The organism is Anabaena sp. UHCC 0187 (genome assembly GCF_009712035.1).
In the GTDB taxonomy this organism is placed as follows: domain Bacteria; phylum Cyanobacteriota; class Cyanobacteriia; order Cyanobacteriales; family Nostocaceae; genus Dolichospermum.
In genome coordinates this window covers 1-19,630 of sequence record NZ_VILB01000028.1, presented here as the reverse complement: position 1 = coordinate 19,630, position 19,630 = coordinate 1, and the positions used below count along the sequence as shown (strand labels likewise).

The window sequence follows — 19,630 nt, the reverse complement described above, 5'->3', positions numbered from 1 at the left end:
TTGTTACAATCTAATTTAGAAAGTGCCTGATATCTGAAATAGATGGTACAAAATATGGTACAAAAGATAAAGTTATAAAATTAAGCACGCTGATATTCTAAAATCATGAAAGCATCTGCTAAGTTCGACTTTGAAGACGAAAAATTTAACGCCCCACCGTCCCAAGTCCTCCCTTGGGGTTTAATGATCAATCCTCGCTATGGTGAGGATGGTTTACAAAGCTATGGTTTAGCAATTAGTCGGGATAATGCCCAAGCTGTTGGTTTTCAACCAGATGATAATTGGCAACAGGTAGACCATGAATTTAGTTCGGGAACAGAAACTGTATTTATTAGCACAACTCCTAGACTAGTAATTGTGCGTCGTGGGCCATTATCTGTAAAAGATCGGGAAACGGGGATTAAGTTAGGGACATTTAAGGATAATTATGATGCTTTTTTAGCTGATAAAGTTAAATTTAAAACCTTTACTCGGCATCTGATCTTTTTAGTAGGTGAAGATAAAAAGTTTTTACACCAATCACCTCTGCAATTAACTCTGAGTGGTTCAGCCGGTGCTAGTTTTGGGAAAAATTACGCTGAATATCAACAAGGGAGAATTACTGGCGGTTTTGCTGGAGAATTAGAAAAAGCCTATGCTGGTTTTCAAAAGAAACCAGTAACGCCCAAAGGGCCTTTATTCCATGCTCATGGGATTTTTTGCCCCATGATTGAAGCTGAAGAAAGAGGTATAGAACCAAATATTGCCTTGGTAGCTTCAACTGTAGATTATAAACATCCCACAATCTCAACTTTAATAGATTATATGATCGCCTCAGATTCCCCTGAGTCGGAAATGATTTGTAAGACTTTTGAAGAATATAAAGAATTTGGTAAGGAAGTTATTAAACCAGAAGCTTCTAAAGTAGAAACACCTGGTGTTACCAATTCTTATGTCTATGCAGATGATGATGAATTTGGTTATCCACCATATTAGGTAGTAGGGTAGCAGGGGAGTAGGGGAGAAATTTTCTTCTTTCTCCTGACTCCTGACTCCTGACTCCTGACTCCTGACTCCTGACTCCTAACTCCTATTATTTCAGTAATAAATAGAATAGCGAACCGTTACCGCCGGAAATACCAGCGCGATCGCCTGCTAGTTGACCAGATCCCATGAAATAATCCACTCTTCCTGGTCCTTTAATTGCACTACCTGTATCCTGATCTAAGACAAAACGATTAACTAGACGAGATTCCAGTTTGCCACGACCATTAGGATAGGGAAATGAATTGATAATTAGTGCCAGTGCGCCCGGTGGCATGAGAGATTTATCTGTAGCAATGGAACGTTCTGCGGTTACAGGAACAAGAATACTGCCTGTAGCTGCTGTACCGTTAGTTTCTGCAAAGAAAATAAACCTTTCCCAACGGGGTAAATAATTACTTAGCTCTCTAGGATTTTGGCGAAAATAACTAATTAACTTGGGCATGGTTAAACCGCTAAGGGGCAGTTTGCCATCCTTTGCCAGTTCTTTGCCGATACTCGTCCAAGGATAATCAGTTCCCCCAGCATAACCAACGGATGTTTTTTGGCCATTGGTTAGTTTAATTTGGGCAGAACCTTGAATATGAACCATGTATGCGTCTAGACGATTACGAAACCAGAGAATTTCTAAGCCCCGTAACTTGCTTTTATTCCCTAGCAATCCATTTTTGCCTTCCAAATCAACCCGTTTGGGATGGGGTTTTGGCCATTTCTGAAAGTCCGTGGGGAGACGGTAGAGGGGATACTTGTATACAGAAGTTCTGACTCTGCTGGCAGTATACACAGGCTCATAATAAGCTGTGAACTTAACAGTCCCCTTACCATCGTTGCCTACCGACTGGTAAAAGACAAACTCCCGACGGACAGCAGCTTGTAGTTCTGCCGCTGACTGGGAACTAACAACTATTTGCCGGAAGCGGACTAAACTCCGACGCACCCGATCTAAGGTAATTTCCTTAATTGGGTAACTTTGATAAATAGCGATCGCTCTATTAGTTGTCAAATAGCGCAAACTGTTATCTATGGAAGTTAACAGTGCTTGTTTATCCCCCTGTTTACCCCAAAGTTGTTCATCCCAACCTAAGCAATTTTGAGGAGTACAAACATTGTCCAAGTTGATGGGTTGAAGAGGTGGTAATACCTCTGGTGATAGTTGAGGGGTAACTGGTACTGTTATTGGCTGCGAAGTCGGAACTTGAGCTACAACTGCCGAAAGTGGATGTATAAAGGCAATTCCCAGGCTTAAGGCAAGCAAAGTCAGGTTTTTTCTCATCTTTTATCTTTCAATACTGGAATTAAAAACTGGTTCTACCCGGATTCCCGCAATCTTAGCTGGACGTACCACTAGATATTCACCTTGAATATTCTTAATCGGTACGTTAATAAACTCATTTGAATCATGCTTCGGAGTTAATACGCTAGTGTACCATTTCTGAAAGTCTGGAAAGGTAGAAAAACGCACTTCTTCCCGATGTCCACTGTCTAAAAGCAGGAAGACAGCATATTCGCTTGGAGTTCTAGGCATAAATTTACACCACTAAAAAAACACTCACTCCATTGTTAACCACGTTACACCAGTTTGAAAAGAGGAATCATAAAATTAAAAATTCAGATAATATTTTGTTTAAAGTTTTAACATACTAATTTCTAAGCTAAAAAGACGGAAATTCCTGGTTCAATAAGTCCAATTAGACTAGATTCCTGGGATAATCTAGCACAGAGGTGGTTTTCTTCTGTTATTAAATTTTAGTAAAATATTACAAACAACAACACCCAGACATCTACTAGCTTGTTGATTCCCTCTTATTGTTTCTTCTAGCCAGGGATGTACTACCTTTCACCATCTTGATAAACAAGCGATGGAAACTAGTTACAGCGCCCCCTGATCTTCATTCATTTGAGGGAATATCAGCTTTCGCGTTGGGTGTTGTAGTTTGTTGACGAGACAGATTTGAATTAAACAGCGATTTGACCTCTTACTCAACTTACGTTTCTTCTTTTCTTCTTTGCTTGTTTCTCTTAAGCTGTTGCATCTGCCAGGGAAGCTCTAGTGGCTTCATCTATTAGAATAACAACTTTAAATTAGATTGGATATTTTTGCAATTAAACTTTACTGATTCAAGAAGATGAATCTGATAAAACTCCATATTCTTAGGGATTACAAACTATTTTTGGAAGTGATTTTATTTTTACTTAATTGAGTAATGACTCAGCATTTTTTAAGTTTTGAAACAAATAGGGACAATGGAAAATTGATCACTCTCACTCTTACTAATCCCGATTTTCAACTTGACTGAATTTCAGAGGAATTTCAATCCAAAATTCTGTTCCCTTACCTGGTTCTGAGATACATTCCATTAATCCACCATGCTTTTCAACTACTATTTGATAGCTAATTGCTAGTCCTAATCCTGTACCTTTCCCAACTGGCTTGGTTGTAAAAAATGGGTCAAAAATCCGCTGTTTTACTTCTTTACTCATGCCTAGTCCATTATCGGCAATACTAATTAGTATATGAGTATTATTTGTAGAAACTCGGCTAGAAATGCGGATAGTGGGTGAATATGTGATCTCTTGTCCTGACTCATGGGTGAGGACATCAATGGCATTACTAATCACATTCATAAATACCTGATTCATTTGTCCGGCATAACATTCTATTTTTGGTAATTCGCCAAAGTCTTTAGTAATCTGAATCCCAGGAAAACTCCCATGTGGTTTCAGGCGATGTTGGAGAATTAGTAAGGTGTTATTAATGCCTTCATGTAAGTCAACACTTTTGTTTTCTGCTTCATCAAGGCGGGAAAAATTTCGTAATGATAGAACTATGGAGCGAATACGATTTGTCCCTACCTGCATGGATGACATGATTTTTGGTAAGTCTTCTACCACAAAATCAAAATCTATGGATTCTAAAGCAGCTTTGATTTTCCCTTCGGGTTGAGGGTATTGGGACTGATAAAGTTGCAGAATTTCTAGAAGTTGTTCAGTGTGGTCATTGGCATGACTTAAGTTACCGTAGATAAAATTAACGGGATTATTGATTTCGTGGGCTATCCCTGCCACTAGCTGTCCTAAACCCGACATTTTTTCACTATGAATTAATTTTGTTTGGGTTTCTTGGAGTTGATGTAGGGTTTGTTCTAATTGTGCTGCTTTCGTAGTAGCCTTTGCTTCTGCCACACAGCTTTGTTCATAGAGTTGTGCTTGTTGAATAGCAACTGCGGCTTGGTCTGCTAATTGTTGTAGTAAGTTGATTTCTGTTGCTTGCCAGATTCTGGGCGCTGAACATTGGTGGGCAATAAGTAACCCCCATAGTTGGGTATCAATTTTGATAGGAACGATGAGGTTAGCTTGGATTTGTAAACTTTGTAAAAATTCTCGATGACAAGGAGTTAATGCTTCTGTAGATACATTATTAATGGTTCTGGTTCTACCCTGCAAGTAAAGATTGGCAGATTCGTCAGGAAAGCATTCTGATGGTAGTTGAATTTCCAGGGTTGATAGCCAATTACTATTAATATCTTCAACCATCACACTACCTTCAAGTTGATTCAAAAATCTATAAATCAGCACTCGGTCAGAATTGAGGAGAGAACGCACTTCCCTGACGATGGTTTGCAGGGTGATATTCAAATCTAATGTGCCACGCATTTGATCTGTAACTTGTTTTAGGGCTTTAGTCACAGATAATGATTTTTCTAATTCAGCGGTTTTTTCTTGAACTCTTTGTTCTAGCTGATTATTAAAAATATGTAGTTGTTGGTATGTTTGCTGTTGTTGAATAGCGATGGAGAAGTTATGACATAAACCTGTAGCTAGAGATATATCTTCTCGTTTCCATTCTGGCGCTTGTCCTTTTTTTGTTTCTTGCCATAACTCAAAGGAAAGCTGGGGTAGTTGTTGGTATTGATTTTGTTCCCTGTTACCTGCCCAAAGAATTTCTGTGTCAAATTCTGGACGAAAAATGCTGAATACTCCCAAGAAAGTTTCTCGATAATGAAGGGGTATTAGCATCATGCCCCGAATTGATGTGGGTTTAAAGGCTGGGGCTAATATTTGCCAAGATGGTTCTTGATAAATGTCAGAAATTGCCTGAATTTGCCCTAGTTTGGATGCTGTTATCCATTGCTTCCAGATGGGATGCTGTTCAATATTGGTGTTTTCTGTGTTGTCGGGAAGTTGGGGTTGTTGCCCCCATGTATATAGTTCTTGGGTAGATTCTATATAAAGTCTGCCCCCAATGCCATTAAAAGCAGCTATGGTTTCTTCTACTGCTTTTTGCATTTGCATTGTGGGTAGTTGATGCAGAAGAGTGCTAATCCGGTTAATTATGGCTTCTCGCTTTTGCTGGGTACGGCTTTCGCACAAAAGGTTACTTTGAGAGATGGCGATCGCTACTTGATCGGCAATTTGCTGGACTAATTTAAGTTCTTTCCGGAAAATTGTTCTGGGTTGACTGTGGTGAGATGCTAACAATCCCCATAGTTTTGGTTGTGAAGCTTCTTCCGTGAGGTCATAGTTTAAAATTGGTACTACCAAGGAAGACTGTACACCCATAGCCTGTAAATATTGGATGTGACATGGATCAACTTGGCGATAGTGAATATTTTGAGATAGTAAGTTTTCACCAGTTTCTGTGGATTTGAGAGGTGATAATCCGATTTTGCCCCCAGCTACATCAACAATTGAACGTTGTCGTGCTGACAAGAACATCTCTCTGGATTCTAGGGGAATATCACTTTCCGGGAAATGTAAGCCCAATAAGGATGGTAGCTGTTGTTCATGGATAGATTCGGCAATGACTTCACCACTACCATCAGGATCAAACTTATAGACTTTCACCCGATCCGTATTCAAGAATGAACGAACCTCATTAACAGTCGTTGTTAATATTTCTTGAAGATCGAGCGATCGCCTGATCTGTTTGATCATTCGGTGCAGTAAACTGTCTTGGTCTAAATTTTGCTGCAAACCGTTTGGTTTATCGGTAAATGTCATTGCTTATCTTCACCCAATCGCAAATAGAAATTTTTACTAAATAGCCTCTAATTTACAGTTTATAGCCTATAGATTGGTAAATCTACGATTTTTACTTTTAATAAAATTTTTACTAACTTTTATACAAGTCTAGCATATTTATTTATGTAGATATATTTCTTATGCAAGTTAAGTAATTACACTAAAGTCATAAAGTAAATTTTCACATGGCAGGTAATAGGAAAAGAGTAGCTAGATGAGTAAGTCATTTCTCAGCGTCCAGTAGAGGTTTCATCAAATATAAGTTCTATTTGTCTCTATTCTTCTACCGATAAATATTCTGATCAAGGCAATAAGCCGCGTATTTCTGCACGGACACTCATGAGGATTTTACCTAAGTGATTCTCCCCTGTCCGATCTGCACCACAGCCCCAGAAATAATCTGTAGGTGAATCTTCTACTAAAATTTCATTATCCGTAATTAATAATACTTCTCTTATTTCAGGATGAGTCATAAACTTTTTCAGAACAGCAACCCGCATGACTTGAGTTTTGACTAATTCCCAATCTAGACGAAGACGGCGAGTATGACAACGACCTAAAGCAGCCGCTTGTTCAGGAGTAGCAGCAGCGTGGATTAAAGGTATAATTGGGGCATCTGAACTACCAACAAACTTTTGTCCTTGATAATAATGCTCAACAGTTGGCCAGTAAGTACCTGCAATGTCAATACCGTGGGGAGAAAAATTAGAAAAACAGCCATAGGGCTGGGAAACCTTATAAAAGTAAATAGTCATGCTGTTGCAGGAGTCAGGAGTCAGGAAGAAGGAAGAAGGAAGAAGAAGAAGGAAGAGTGCTGTATGGCTTTTGACCTAATTTTTGTACTTGATTCCAGTGCATACCGCTATAAAATTAGCAAAATCAGTAATGATGTAAATAAATAATAGGTTAAGCCATTCTGTTTTATGTCTACAGATGCTTTTGAAAAAACAAATTGGGTGTGGCAGTTTTCTTTATTCCAAAAACAAGTGGGAGAATGGGTAGAATACCAATTTTCCCGGTTTCAAAAAACTTTACCAGAATTACCCCCTGGTTGGTCAATCAGTCCCTGGTTAGGTGAATTACTAAAAATCCTGTTTTGGTTAGGATTGGGTTTATGCGTGGTGTGGATAGGTTGGCGATTATGGCAAGTATTTAAGCCCTATATCTATGCTTGGCTAAATGCAATTAGTAATTCTCCGAATTCTAGAACCAAAGCTGATTCTAGGGAAACATCAATTGCCTTATTATTAAACCAAGCCCAGGAATTTCACCGACAGTATAATTACAGAGAGGGTTGCCGTTGTGTCTATTTAGCCATGTTACAGCAATTGCATGAACAAGCGATCGCTCTGCAACAACCGAACCGTACAGATGGAGAATATCTACAATTACTCAAATCCTCCGTCACTCTCATCCAACCATATCAAACATTAATTACTACCCATGAGCAATTGTGCTTTAGTGATCATGAGATATTAGCAGAAAATTATCAACAATGTTGGCAAGCTTATAAGAGCATTCAGGAGTCAGGAGTCAGGAGTCAGGAGTAAAAGTCTCTTTCTGTACTGTATAATTTTTTGTAAATTTTGTCCCTCATTCAATCCTATTTCAGCAAATATTGCCATCACAATGATCAAAAATATCAATAATTTCAATAATTTCCATATTAATACGGATAAATCATGAAACGCAATCAGCGCCTTGTTTGGTTGGGTGCTATTGTCTTAACTGTAATTATCTTACTGTCCACTATTGCAGCCCCCAGCACCCAAATAACTAGTGGTTCTACTTATAATCGCGCCCCCAATGGTTATGGTGCGTGGTATGCTTTTATGCAAGATAAAAATATCAGTATTCAGCGTTGGCAAAAACCATTTAGTGATTTACCAATAACCAAAAACCCTGTTACCTTATTACAAGTTCATAGCACCATCACAAACATAGAAACAGATCCACAACAAGAAGAATGGGTAAACAAAGGGAATAACCTAGTAATTTTAGGAATTAAAAAACCAGTAACAGCAGCAGCATTTAGTACACAGCAGCAATCAACCTTTGGAAAAATAAAGATTGATACCCGTCGCCGATATAATACTTCAAAAGGAGAACAAATCATATTAGGAGACGAATCTGGAGCAATAATTTGGCAGAGAAAATATGGAAAAGGAAAAGTAATTTTAGTAACAACACCATATTTAGCAGCTAATGCCTATCAAGATCATGAAGGCAATTTTAAATTATTAGCAGATTTAGTCAGCAAAAATAGTCAGAAAGTCTTTGTAGACGAATATATACATGGCTATCAAGACAAAGATACTCAAAAAGAAGCGGGAGAAGACAGTTTATTTAATTACTTTGCAAAAACTCCCCTATTACCAGCCTTTATCCAGTTAATTGTCCTATTATTGGCATTGATTTGGGGGGAAAATCGCCGCTTTGGTAAACCAGTAACATTAGAAACACCTGTCATAGATAACAGCCAAGCTTATATTCAAGCTTTAGCGGGAGTTCTCCAAAAAGCAGAATCTAGTGATTTTGTTGTTGAAATGTTGGGGAAAGAAGAACAAATACAACTTCAGAAAACTTTGGGTTTGAGTCAAATTCCTTTAGACAATCAGGTTTTACTGAAAATCTGGGAAAAACAAACAGGAACTAAAGCAGAAATACTTAATACAGTATTACAACTACCATTACAAAAACGCCGAATAAGTGAACGAGAACTGATAAGCTGGTTAGGGAAATGGCGTAATTTACGAGAAACTAAAAATTAAATTTTTTAACATCTCTTTCGATTCCTTTTATTTTGTGTGTGAGTGATTTATAAATATGAGTGAAACTAATAATTCCATTTTAATCAACCTGGGGAAAGCAATTAATCAAATAGTTGTCGGCCAACCCGCTTTGATTAAACAGACATTAATCGCCTTATTAGCAGGTGGACATATTATTTTAGAAGGAGTTCCCGGTACAGGAAAAACTCTCTTAGTTAAAGTATTGGCACAGTTAATTCAATCCGATTTTCGCCGAATTCAACTAACTCCAGATGTTCTCCCGTCAGATATTACAGGGACAAATATCTTTGACTTAAATACCCGCGATTTCACATTAAAAAAAGGCCCCGTCTTTACAGAAATTCTTTTAGCTGATGAAATTAACCGCACTCCTCCAAAAACCCAAGCAGCACTCTTGGAAGCAATGGAAGAAATGCAAGTTACCCTAGACGGAGAAAGTTTACCATTACCTGATTTATTTTGGGTAATTGCCACACAAAACCCTTTAGAATTTGAAGGAACTTATCCCTTACCAGAAGCGCAATTAGATCGGTTTTTATTTAAGTTAATTGTTGATTACCCAGAACAAGCAGCCGAAAAACAAATGTTATTAAATCGTCAATCTGGTTTTGCAGCAAAACGTTCAGATATTGTCAAATTAAAACCTATCACCACAGTAGCTGATATTTTGCAAGCCAGACAAGCTGTAAAACAAGTTCAAGTATCAGAAACAATTGTTGATTATTTATTAGAAATTGTCAGAAAATCCCGCCAATATCCTGATTTAGCTTTAGGTGCATCTCCTCGCGCTGCGGGTGCTTGGTTGCAAACTTCTCAAGCCGCAGCTTGGTTATCAGGCAGGAATTTTGTCACTCCAGATGATGTAAAATCAGTAGCTTCACCCTTATTACGTCACCGCTTATTATTAAAACCGGAAGCAATGCTAGATGGTTTACAAATTGATGCAGTAGTTGCTGCGGTAATTAATCAAGTTCCTGTTCCTAGATAATAGATTGATTTAAGTTCTTTGATTTGTAAACAATTTTTTAAACGAACCGCAGAGGCGCAGAGAGCGCAGAGGTAGATAGAAGAGAGATGGTTACATTGTATTTGGGTGATTCAGATAGATTTACTTGATTTTGTAAATCTTCATTAGTGTATTTCTTCCTTTGCGACTTTGCTCCTTTGCCTCTTTGCTCAAAATAAAAATCATGATTCCATCTAAAAAAGTTTATTTTCTATTAATTGCGGGAATATTTATTGCCCCAATTCTATCTATAATTTTGGGAATTTCTAGCACCATAATCGTAATTTGTTTATTTGATATTACCGTTTTGATTTTAATGGTAGTTGACGGTTTGGGAATGAAAACAAAGCGCGTAGAAATTACCCGCGAATTACCTTCACGTTTATCTATTGGTAGAGATAATCCAGTCATATTCAAAGTTCAAGCTGGGAAAATTGATGCAGTTATTAAAATCCGCGATTATTATCCATCAGAATTTACTGTTTCCACAACCACAGTTACAGCTAATATTAATGCTAATCAAAACCAAGAATTAACTTACACAGTTTACCCAAATCAAAGAGGAGAATTTGCTTGGGGAAATATCCAAGTACGACAGTTGGGAAGTTGGGGTTTAGTATGGCATGATTGGCAAATTCCCCAAAGTACACAGGTAAAAGTATATCCTGATTTAGTGGGATTGCGATCGCTCTCCATTCGTCTCACATTGCAATCTTCAGGTTCAATTCGTAAAACTCGACAAATGGGAATAGGTACAGAATTTGCAGAATTGCGGAACTATCGCAGCGGTGACGACTTACGCTTTATTGATTGGAAAGCTACCGCTAGACGTAGTTACGGAAACACAGGTCCCTTAGTCAGAGTTTTAGAACCAGAACAAGAACAAACATTATTAATATTATTAGATCGTGGCAGATTGATGACGGCAAAAGTTCAAGGTTTGCAACGATTTGACTGGGGTTTAAATACCACATTATCCCTAGCATTAGCAGGATTACACAGAGGCGATCGCGTTGGCATTGGTGTATTTGACAACAAATTACATACGTGGATACCTCCAGAACGGGGACAAAATCACCTCAATCAACTAATTGATAAACTCACCCCCATTCAACCAGAATTACTGGAATCTGATTATTTAGGTGCAGTTACCCACGTCGTCAAACAACAAACCCGCAGGGCGTTAGTAGTCATCATTACAGACTTAGTTGATATCACCGCTTCCTCCGAACTTCTGGCTGCCCTTACCAGACTCGCACCCCGCTACTTACCCTTTTGCGTCACTCTCCGAGATCCTCAAGTTGACAAATTAGCACATACTTTTACTGAAGATACCACACAATCTTATATTCGCGCAGTTGCCCTAGATTTATTAGCACAAAGACAACTGGCATTTGCCCAATTAAAACAAAAAGGAGTATTAGTTCTTGACGCACCAGCAAATCAAATTTCCGAACAATTAGTTGATAGATATTTATAACTTAAAGCGAGAAATCAACTGTAAATTATTTCTCTCTGTGCCTCTGCGTCTCTGCGTGAGAAAAAATGTAGTTCATATTTTCTTTTTCCGACTACAATACCGCACCAAAACCACAAACAAACCCATCCCAACCAAATATTTAATTGGCTCTGGAATCATCGGATTTGGCGAGAAAAAACCCTCAATTAAACCAGCCACAATCAACATCGGCACAATCCCAAAAACCAATTGTACCGCCAAAGAACCATAAAACTTCAAAGCATCCCGACGGCGATATTTACCAGGAAATAAAATTGCTTTTGCAAGTAACAAACCTGAACCACCTGCAAAAAATATTGCAGGTAATTCCAAAGCCCCATGAGGAAACACAAATGCCCAAAACGGATAAGCTAGATTATTTTGTCCTACCAAAGCACCAACAGCACCAATTAACAAGCCATTAAATATCATTAAATAGCTAGTATATAATCCTGCTGTAATTCCTCCAGCTACAGCCCCAAAAGACACAGAAATATTATTCATCATAATATTACTAGAAGCTAAAGGTTCAATTCCCACTATCGAACCCATCCATAATTCACCCTTATCTCGCACCAGAGAAATCAATCTTTCCGGTACTACCAACGACATAAAACTCGGATCTTGCCAAGCATACCACCAAGCAATTAAGCCTCCTAAAATAAACATAGCGGTGGCTGTGGCAATGTATAAGAAGGTTTGCTGCACCACTTGAGGAAATCCCCACAGGTAAAATTCCTTCGCTGCAAGCCATTCCTGTCGCCGCGAACCCTGGTAAATTTGTGTATAGGCGCGAGTTGTCAAAGATTGTAAACTTTGAATTAAAGTTTTACCTACTTGCTGAGTCCGCGCCCTAGCTAAATCCGCTGCTACAGAACGATATAAACTCGCTAATTCCCTAATTTCCCCAGAACGCAGGGACTTTAAACGTTTTTGTTCTACTTTCTTCAATAAAGCATCTAAACGCTGCCAATTGGCCTCTCGTCTTCCTATCCAACGTTGAATATTCATAAACTTTCTAAATACTGAGTACAGATTAGCTTAAGATAACTTCAAAGTAAGCACCGTATTTTAGGAAAAAATTAACACCATGTCTAAAAACTTTGATTCTCCTAATCCTATTCAAACTTTAACTGTAGGTAGTGTTGTGAGTGCGGGAATGCGATTGTATCGTTCTCATTTTAAAAACTATTTTTTTATCGCCCTTAAAGCTTATGCGTGGTTATTGATTCCTGTTTATGGTTGGGTGAAATTTTACGCCCTGTCAGCCCTGATTTCTCGGTTAGCTTTTGGTGAATTGGTTAACCAACCTGAAAGTGTTTCATCAGGTGAGCGGTTTGTCAATTCTCGGTTGTGGGAATTTTTTATTACCATGTTACTTATGCTGGCGATTAGTATAGGAATTAGTCTTGGTTTTGTAGTCATTGCCGGTTTACTAATAGGTATACCAGCGGCATTAATAGGAGGATTACAGAATATAAATCCAGCTAATATAGGTATTATCATTTTAATAAGTTTGCTGGTAATGATCATTGCCATTACAGGTATTTTGTGGATAGGAACTAGATTTTACTTAGTAGATGTTCCCCTAGCAATTGAGGAGAATGTTAATGGTAGTTCCACGATTAATCGGAGTTGGGAATTAACTAAAGGAAATATTGGCAGAATTCTTACAATCTCTTTTGTGAGTGTTTTAATTACCATTCCTATCCAATTTGTAATTCAAATCATCACTACTATTATTCAACTAATATTCACACCTTTAGTAAATCAAGGTAATATTGCTTTTTCAATAATTTATTTCGTCTTAATAGTTGGATTAAGTTTTGCAGGTGGGGCATTAATTGTACCTTTCTTGCAAGCAGTTAAAGCTGTAATTTACTATGATCTCAGAAGTCGCCGTGAAGGTTTGGGTTTACAATTACGTGACCACGATATTTAATTCAATTCAAATATAATGCACCTTTTTAATCGCATTAAATTCAGCACACCCGAAAGTGTGGAAATAGAATTTACCCTAGCTGGAATTGGTAGTCGGGCTTTAGCATTAATGATTGACTATCTGATTTTAGCTTTTACTTTAGTTGTAATAGCGTTAATATGGTCAGTTATTTTTGAGCGAGTAACTGATATTGGAGTTAGTCTTTTTGGCTCTAATTTTGGCTTGTGGTTGATAGCCATTTCTCTATTAAGTCTGTTCTTTATTTACACAGGTTATTTCGTATTTTTTGAAACTCTTTGGCAAGGACAAACACCAGGTAAACGTATTGCTAAAATTCGCGTTGTGCGCGATGATGGTAGACCTGTGGGTTTACAACAAGCAGCATTACGAGCTTTACTCCGTCCCCTTGATGAATTTTTATTTATTGGTGCTTTTTTAATTACTTTTAGTAACCGAGAAAAACGTCTTGGTGATTTAGTTGCGGGGACAATTGTTATTCAAGTGGAAACAGTTGCAAAATCATCCAGTTTAGAAATTTCCGAAGAGGCTAAATCTTTTCATATCCAGTTACGAGAAATAGCAGATTTATCACCTTTATTACCCGATGATTTTGCCATTATTCGAGAATATTTACTGAGACGAAATGGAATGTCCACAAAAGCCAGGATAGCACTTTCTTTAAAACTTACTCAACAAGTTCAATCTATTATTAATTTAGAAATTCTCCCAGCAAATATTGCCTCAGATGTATTTTTAGAAGCTGTTTATCTTGCCTATCAACAACCTGAATTTTAGAGTCAATTTTCATCCATAATGGGCTATTTACGTGATAATTCGTCTGAATCACGATTTATGGCGAATCCCACACTTTTGAAGTTAAAGTGGCTATTTATGTTACAGCAGGAGTCAGGAGTAAAACTGGCTTTGTGTATAGGTTTCAATTTAGATTCTGTACCTCGTTGATATACAATCTGCTGGAGGTAACTGTCTGATAGGGAAGCGTGGCGCAAGCCATATCAGGATGTCCACTGATTAAAGGATTAACAGGATGAAAACAGAAATTTACTCACCAATTACCCATTACCAAGCTCAAGCAGATAACTAGCAACTTGAGTTATTAACGAAAATTCTCCTACATCTTGTCTTCCTTTCAAGAAACCGCTGCTATAGGCAACCAAGTCACAGAAGGGGAAGAAGGTGGATGAGCAAACACAGTATGGGGTAGAACTCTCAGCACCTCCTCTATCGTCGTCACTCCAGTTGTTATCTTTTGCACAGCAGACACCCGAAAAGAAACAAAATTGATTTCTTGGAGATAACGATTTAACTGAGTCATAGTTCCTTCATAAATTAATTCTCGCACCCGATCATCAATATCCAACAACTCCACAATGGCTTCCCGTCCCAAATAGCCAGAATTAAAACACTGCGGACATCCTTTACCTTTTTTCCATCCCTTAGTTGTTGCTGCTGTGGGTTCTAAACCAAGTTTACGCAAATCAGCCATAGTGGGAGTATAAGACTCGGCACAGTGGGGACATACCCGCCGCTTCATTGACTTGGGTTTGGGTAATTCCTGGTAATACATATTCTACGGGGTCTTCCACTGTCACCACATTAACTGACTCTTGGGCTACGCATTGCAAGCTGGTGTAGATTGATGCTCCTTTACATCCAGATCCATTATATGCAGCTATATGTATATGAGCATAACCATTTGATGTTGTATATTTTTTGACTGTACCTATCACTGTATCCTGATTTACCCGCCCTATAACTCTAGTTGATGGGGTCATATGACCAATCATAAAACTCTTAGTTCGAGAATCATTTGTCAGACAGACAAGATCATCTGCCCAACTCACTCTTTCAGTATTTCCAGCCACTGGAGCCAAGATTTGATTACCCGCAGATTTATTAACATCATTAAGGCTATAACATCCTTTTGAACCCCAAGAATTATTCTCAACTGTCAAGTCAAGGGAGTAAATATTGTGATAATTATTAGGATTTTCATAGTTATGGGTAACTCCACCACGATAACCTTGACAAACATACCAGGTTTGACCATTTTTAAATGGTAAGTTTATTTGCCCATTTGTAGGAGTTACGCCTCCTCCATTACTGCTCTTCCAACGTTGGTTTCCATTATTGCGATCGCAATCCCATAAATGCACTCTTCCTGAATTATTTCTTGTGGGAGTATCAACACAGCGATTTGTACCCACTCGTTGGATTAAGTTATAACCATCACCGACTGGAATTATATTCCAGTTTTGGTCTAAATCGGCAGGATTACACGGCCACACATTCATTTCTGAACCGTTGCTAGTGCGATAGGCATTCAAACACTTACCAGTAGAACGGTGCTTTAACAAAACACCACCACGACTACCTGACGATACTTGAAACTGTTGGTCTGATATTGAACAGTGTTAACGGATGCAGATTTTAAACCTGTGGATTTGTGATTGTTGTTAGACATGATGTTTTGATTCCTGTTAATTTGCTGTTATGGACAAAGGTATTAATAGCAGGGAAACTTATTTGCGTTTAGCTGTTGGGGAAGGTATGGGTTTTTTAGGTGAATAAATATGCGCTCCCACTTTTTTAGCCATATCTGTAGATAAACAAATAGATAAACAAACTACATCACCATTTTTATATCTGCATAAATCGCCTCCTGATACATAAGGTTTTTCCCATTTTTCCCAACTCAAGACCGCCGGAAGCGTTCGCAATCTTGACATTTGTTCTTCGGCTGTTAATGAATCAAAATCATCATAACCACCTGCATGAGCTTGATTTATGGGCATAAATAAGCCAGCTAATATCAACAAGCAGGATGGAATAACCCACTTCGTAAAGACCTGAGTTGGTTTCATATTTGTTATTTTCCTGGTAGAAATAAATCTTGGTAATGATAATTGATTACTAAACTTTATGATTTATACAGGGTGTGTTAGACTCGATAAGTCGGTCGCTCTACAGTTAGATAATTGAATCTAGTTAAGTAGTGACAAGTCATTTGTCTATAATCACTATTCCTTATTTGTAAAAAAAACACCCGCATTTCCACTGAATTTTTCTCAGCCCAAAATTATCTCATCTTCATGAAAACGGCATATTTATGAAATTACGGTGAAATTAAACAGATATTCTAAATTCGATACAAGTGTAAAATTAGTTACAAATAAACACAAGCTATATCACTATCAGAAAGCTGTGAATAAGCTCTGAAGATTAGCATTGAAAAGAATTTAGTCAAAATACTATTTTGTGTAAATATAACTATTGTTTTTGATATTAATTTATCATAATTGGAGAGTAATTACTTAAAAAGCCGCGCTCAAACGATTATCCGTTTAAATACTGATAAAGACTGCGTGTGAATCAGTATGTCTCTAATTTATATGGGATTTAGCAATGCTTTACCCCTACCCATTATTGAATATTGATCAATCAATCGTTTCAGCGATAGGTTATCACCCAAATCCTGCGCCGACTTAGGAAAAATCAAAGATTTAAAACCCACCAGCGTGGGTTTTACCTGTATAGCCGTGATTTCCAATCACCTTTTGAACTTAAAAATCCAAACTCGGCCAGTCTGGTTGACGATAATAGTGGATCATATTATCAAATTTTCGTAATTCCACCTTATTAATGAGAAAATCTGGGGTATCTAACGGCAATGATTGATTAAACTCACAAAACATTGTATTGAGGTTTACCCGGTCTAATTCTGGGGGAATTTCGCCAAAATAACCCAATGTTACATGAGCCGTAAAATGATAATGCTGCTCAATACCCAAGCCCATTAACTTGCGATTTTGATAAATTATTCGCCGGAACTGAATAATTTCCTCATAGGAACGTTGATCTTTAGGGACTAAACACACACCGACAGCCCTGGGCATGACAATCAATCCCAACATTTGCCAAGATATAGGAGATCCCTTTGTCATCAATTTTTGATATTCTTGAAACCTCTCAGTTAACTGAGAATTCAAGTCTTCAGCAAATTGGGGATTTTTCGTACAAGCATGATGAAAAGCACTGTCCCAAATTAAATCTGCCACTGTCACATGAAAACTAGCAGGAGGAACAGGTACAATTAAATCACTACAAATGGGTAGCTCTAATAATTGCTGTTGATAAGCCTGTATTTGGCTGTAGAAGGCAGCATTATTTAAATCTTCTGCTGCTGGTGGGGTAATCAGCGTATAGCCTGGAAAAGGAGCAGCCTCTCTCACTCCAGCCTGAACCTGGAATTTAGAAGATTCCTGAATATGCTGAATCTGGGTTTTGTAAGCTTCTGGTAGCGTCATGCGTGCTACCCGATTTAAATAGATTTGGTAGTTGTCGTCCAATCTTGATCACCTTTTGCTCTTTTGATAGATTGTAGGGAAAATTACTCAATTTGACTAAATTAATTTTCAATTTAAAATTGCTATGCCAATATATGTTTACTGGGGTGAAGATGATTTTGCTATGGAAAAAGCTGTAGTAATTTTGCGCGATCGCATTCTTGATCCCCTGTGGACAAGTTTTAATTATACCTCATTTTCCCCAGATCAACCCGATGCTATTGTCCAAGCTTTAAATCAGGCAATGACACCGCCATTTGGTGCTGGTGGGCGGTTGGTGTGGCTCATTAACACTACTGTTTGCCAAAATTGTCCAGATCACATCTTAGCAGAATTACAACGCACTCTCAAGGTCATTCCGGCAGATTCTACTTTACTATTGACCAGTCGGAATAAACCAGATGAACGCCTTAAAAGTACAAAACTCCTGAAACAGTTTGCTACAGTTTCCGAATTTCCCCTGATTCCTCCTTGGAAAACCGAACTATTAGTCCTATCAGTTCAACAAGCTGCTCAAACTGTGGGGATAAAAATAAGTCCCCTGATAGCCGAAATATTAGCCGAATCAGTCGGTAATGATACCCGTCTTCTCTACAATGAATTAGAGAAATTACGTCTCTATACTGAAGGCAGTGGCAAACCTTTAGACGTAAATACAGTATCTGAGTTAGTCAGAAATACTACCCAAAATACCTTACAACTAGCAACAGCCATCAGAACTGGAGATACCCCCAAAGCTTTAGGGATATTAGGTGATCTCAGCAATGCAGCCGAACCGGGTTTACGGATAGTTGCCACACTCATTGGTCAATTTCGCACCTGGTTATTAGTAAAAATGATGATGGAAAGTGGTGAACGGAATCCCCAAGCCATCGCTCAAGGGGCGGAAATCTCTAACCCTAAACGCATCTATTTCCTACAGCAGGAAGTCAAATCTCTCTCCCTACAGCAACTCATCTCTGCGTTACCTCTGCTATTGGAGTTAGAAGTCAGCCTTAAGCAAGGTGCAGCGGAAACTTCAACCCTACAAACTAAAGTTATTGAACTTAGTCAAATATGTCGCCGCAGTTGATATCCCCATCAATATATATATTCCATCTTGACTGGAACTTCTAATTCAGAAAATAATTCAGACTCATTATGGTATTCCCTATTTTCCCTCTGTGTCACCTGTTTTATGCTCAAAATTTACAATGTTCATTTAACCAAACGATTGCAGCAAATTTTCTCTCAACCCTTGATTTTGGCAAGTATTGCCACTGTAAGTCTTATTTCTGGTAGTTTTGGCGGCAATTCTCAAGTAGTCGCTCAAACCTTAAACGTAAATAATACAGAAGTAACTAACTATGCAAAAGCTGTACTAGGAATGGAGCCAGTCCGTCAGCAAGCCTTTGAGGAAATTAAAAAACTTATCGGTAGTAAAGACATTCCCCAAGTGATCTGTAATGATTCTACAAGTGTCAATGCACTACCAGGCAAAGCAAAAGATATTGCCGTAAATTACTGCAACCATTCTCAAAAAATAGTTGAGGATAGTGGTCTCAGCGTGGAAAGATTCAATAAAATCACCTTAGAAATCCAAAACAATAATAATTTAAAACGACAACTATATAATACGCTACTGCGCTTACAAAAGGCTTCTCCCTCAAAAACCTCCAAATAAATAATGTCAAATTCCATGATCAGGATGGCAAAAATCCATGAGTAACACCAAAATTCATAAATACGGAGTTTAAACCCCTTATTGCCGATTGATTCTTTCGCTAACCTGCATTAGATATAGAAGACGACTCTTAGTTTTTCACCTAACACACTATATTATTGCTGACCTGATCACTTAAAAATAGGCTGGTTCCCTACTCTCACAAAGCTTTCAGCCATTATTTTCCCGTCCCAAAAAAATATTTTCCAAAACCCTTGACAGGAAAAGGAAGGATTGCTATATTGATTAAGTGCCGAAGAGAGGAAACGACTCACGGC

18 protein-coding genes are annotated in these 19,630 nt (G+C 38.1%); 9 read left to right on the top strand and 9 right to left on the bottom strand.

Annotated features, from left to right (window positions below):
• The first annotated feature begins 105 nt into the window (after positions 1-105).
• Entirely contained in the window at positions 106-975 is an 870-nt protein-coding gene (locus tag FJR11_RS21180) for a DUF5895 domain-containing protein (protein ID WP_168507313.1), read from the top strand.
• A 97-nt stretch (positions 976-1,072) separates the two neighbouring features.
• Here FJR11_RS21180 and FJR11_RS21175 read toward each other — a convergent pair whose 3' ends face one another.
• The 4 genes from FJR11_RS21175 to FJR11_RS21160 all read right to left on the bottom strand — a co-directional run bounded on the left by FJR11_RS21175 (position 1,073) and on the right by FJR11_RS21160 (position 6,800).
• Entirely contained in the window at positions 1,073-2,296 is a 1,224-nt protein-coding gene (locus tag FJR11_RS21175; RefSeq protein WP_168507311.1) for a murein transglycosylase A, read from the bottom strand.
• 3 nt (positions 2,297-2,299) lie between these two features.
• Positions 2,300-2,548, bottom strand: coding sequence for a hypothetical protein (locus tag FJR11_RS21170; RefSeq protein ID WP_168507309.1), 249 nt, complete (start codon positions 2,546-2,548; stop codon positions 2,300-2,302).
• A gap of 746 nt (positions 2,549-3,294) precedes the next feature.
• Positions 3,295-6,024 (bottom strand): GAF domain-containing protein, encoded by a 2,730-nt coding sequence (locus FJR11_RS21165; protein WP_168507307.1) that lies wholly within the window; start codon positions 6,022-6,024, stop codon positions 3,295-3,297.
• Positions 6,025-6,347: 323 nt separating this feature from the next.
• Positions 6,348-6,800 carry an NADAR family protein gene (locus tag FJR11_RS21160; RefSeq protein ID WP_168507305.1) on the bottom strand — a complete coding sequence of 151 codons (453 nt, stop codon included), beginning with the start codon at positions 6,798-6,800 and terminating at the stop codon, positions 6,348-6,350.
• Between the two features lie 168 nt (positions 6,801-6,968).
• Here FJR11_RS21160 and FJR11_RS21155 point away from each other — a divergent pair, with 168 nt between their 5' ends.
• The 4 genes from FJR11_RS21155 to FJR11_RS21140 all read left to right on the top strand — a co-directional run bounded on the left by FJR11_RS21155 (position 6,969) and on the right by FJR11_RS21140 (position 11,323).
• Positions 6,969-7,595 carry a DUF4129 domain-containing protein gene (locus FJR11_RS21155; protein ID WP_168507303.1) on the top strand — a complete coding sequence of 209 codons (627 nt, stop codon included), beginning with the start codon at positions 6,969-6,971 and terminating at the stop codon, positions 7,593-7,595.
• A gap of 132 nt (positions 7,596-7,727) precedes the next feature.
• Complete coding sequence (locus FJR11_RS21150) at positions 7,728-8,816, top strand: DUF4350 domain-containing protein (RefSeq protein WP_168507301.1); 1,089 nt, start codon at positions 7,728-7,730, stop codon at positions 8,814-8,816.
• A gap of 55 nt (positions 8,817-8,871) precedes the next feature.
• On the top strand, positions 8,872-9,825 hold the full coding sequence (locus tag FJR11_RS21145; protein WP_168507299.1) for a MoxR family ATPase: 954 nt from the start codon (positions 8,872-8,874) through the stop codon (positions 9,823-9,825).
• Positions 9,826-10,027: 202 nt separating this feature from the next.
• Positions 10,028-11,323 (top strand): DUF58 domain-containing protein, encoded by a 1,296-nt coding sequence (locus FJR11_RS21140; protein ID WP_168507297.1) that lies wholly within the window; start codon positions 10,028-10,030, stop codon positions 11,321-11,323.
• Between the two features lie 72 nt (positions 11,324-11,395).
• Here FJR11_RS21140 and FJR11_RS21135 read toward each other — a convergent pair whose 3' ends face one another.
• On the bottom strand, positions 11,396-12,352 hold the full coding sequence (locus FJR11_RS21135; RefSeq protein WP_168507295.1) for a stage II sporulation protein M: 957 nt from the start codon (positions 12,350-12,352) through the stop codon (positions 11,396-11,398).
• Between the two features lie 79 nt (positions 12,353-12,431).
• Here FJR11_RS21135 and FJR11_RS21130 point away from each other — a divergent pair, with 79 nt between their 5' ends.
• Entirely contained in the window at positions 12,432-13,283 is an 852-nt protein-coding gene (locus tag FJR11_RS21130) for a DUF975 domain-containing protein (RefSeq protein WP_168507293.1), read from the top strand.
• A 15-nt stretch (positions 13,284-13,298) separates the two neighbouring features.
• A complete protein-coding gene (locus FJR11_RS21125; protein WP_168507291.1) occupies positions 13,299-14,078 on the top strand; it encodes an RDD family protein in 780 nt (259 codons plus the stop codon).
• 355 nt (positions 14,079-14,433) lie between these two features.
• Here the strand turns inward: FJR11_RS21125 and FJR11_RS21120 are convergent, their stop codons facing one another.
• The 4 genes from FJR11_RS21120 to FJR11_RS21105 all read right to left on the bottom strand — a co-directional run bounded on the left by FJR11_RS21120 (position 14,434) and on the right by FJR11_RS21105 (position 17,653).
• Entirely contained in the window at positions 14,434-14,790 is a 357-nt protein-coding gene (locus FJR11_RS21120) for a hypothetical protein (protein ID WP_254444814.1), read from the bottom strand.
• Positions 14,783-15,709, bottom strand: a complete 927-nt coding sequence (locus FJR11_RS23940; RefSeq protein WP_371417602.1) for an ATPase, T2SS/T4P/T4SS family — start codon at positions 15,707-15,709, stop codon at positions 14,783-14,785. The genes FJR11_RS21120 and FJR11_RS23940 overlap by 8 nt, the downstream gene beginning before the upstream one ends.
• Before the next feature lie 117 nt (positions 15,710-15,826).
• Positions 15,827-16,168, bottom strand: coding sequence for a hypothetical protein (locus FJR11_RS21110; protein ID WP_168507289.1), 342 nt, complete (start codon positions 16,166-16,168; stop codon positions 15,827-15,829).
• 699 nt (positions 16,169-16,867) lie between these two features.
• Positions 16,868-17,653 carry a DUF1868 domain-containing protein gene (locus tag FJR11_RS21105; RefSeq protein ID WP_168507287.1) on the bottom strand — a complete coding sequence of 262 codons (786 nt, stop codon included), beginning with the start codon at positions 17,651-17,653 and terminating at the stop codon, positions 16,868-16,870.
• 82 nt (positions 17,654-17,735) lie between these two features.
• Here FJR11_RS21105 and holA point away from each other — a divergent pair, with 82 nt between their 5' ends.
• Together holA and FJR11_RS21095 are read left to right on the top strand one after the other, a co-directional pair.
• Positions 17,736-18,722, top strand: a complete 987-nt coding sequence (holA, locus tag FJR11_RS21100) for a DNA polymerase III subunit delta (protein WP_168507285.1) — start codon at positions 17,736-17,738, stop codon at positions 18,720-18,722.
• 105 nt (positions 18,723-18,827) lie between these two features.
• Complete coding sequence (locus FJR11_RS21095) at positions 18,828-19,313, top strand: DUF4168 domain-containing protein (protein ID WP_168507283.1); 486 nt, start codon at positions 18,828-18,830, stop codon at positions 19,311-19,313.
• Positions 19,314-19,630 lie beyond the last annotated feature (317 nt).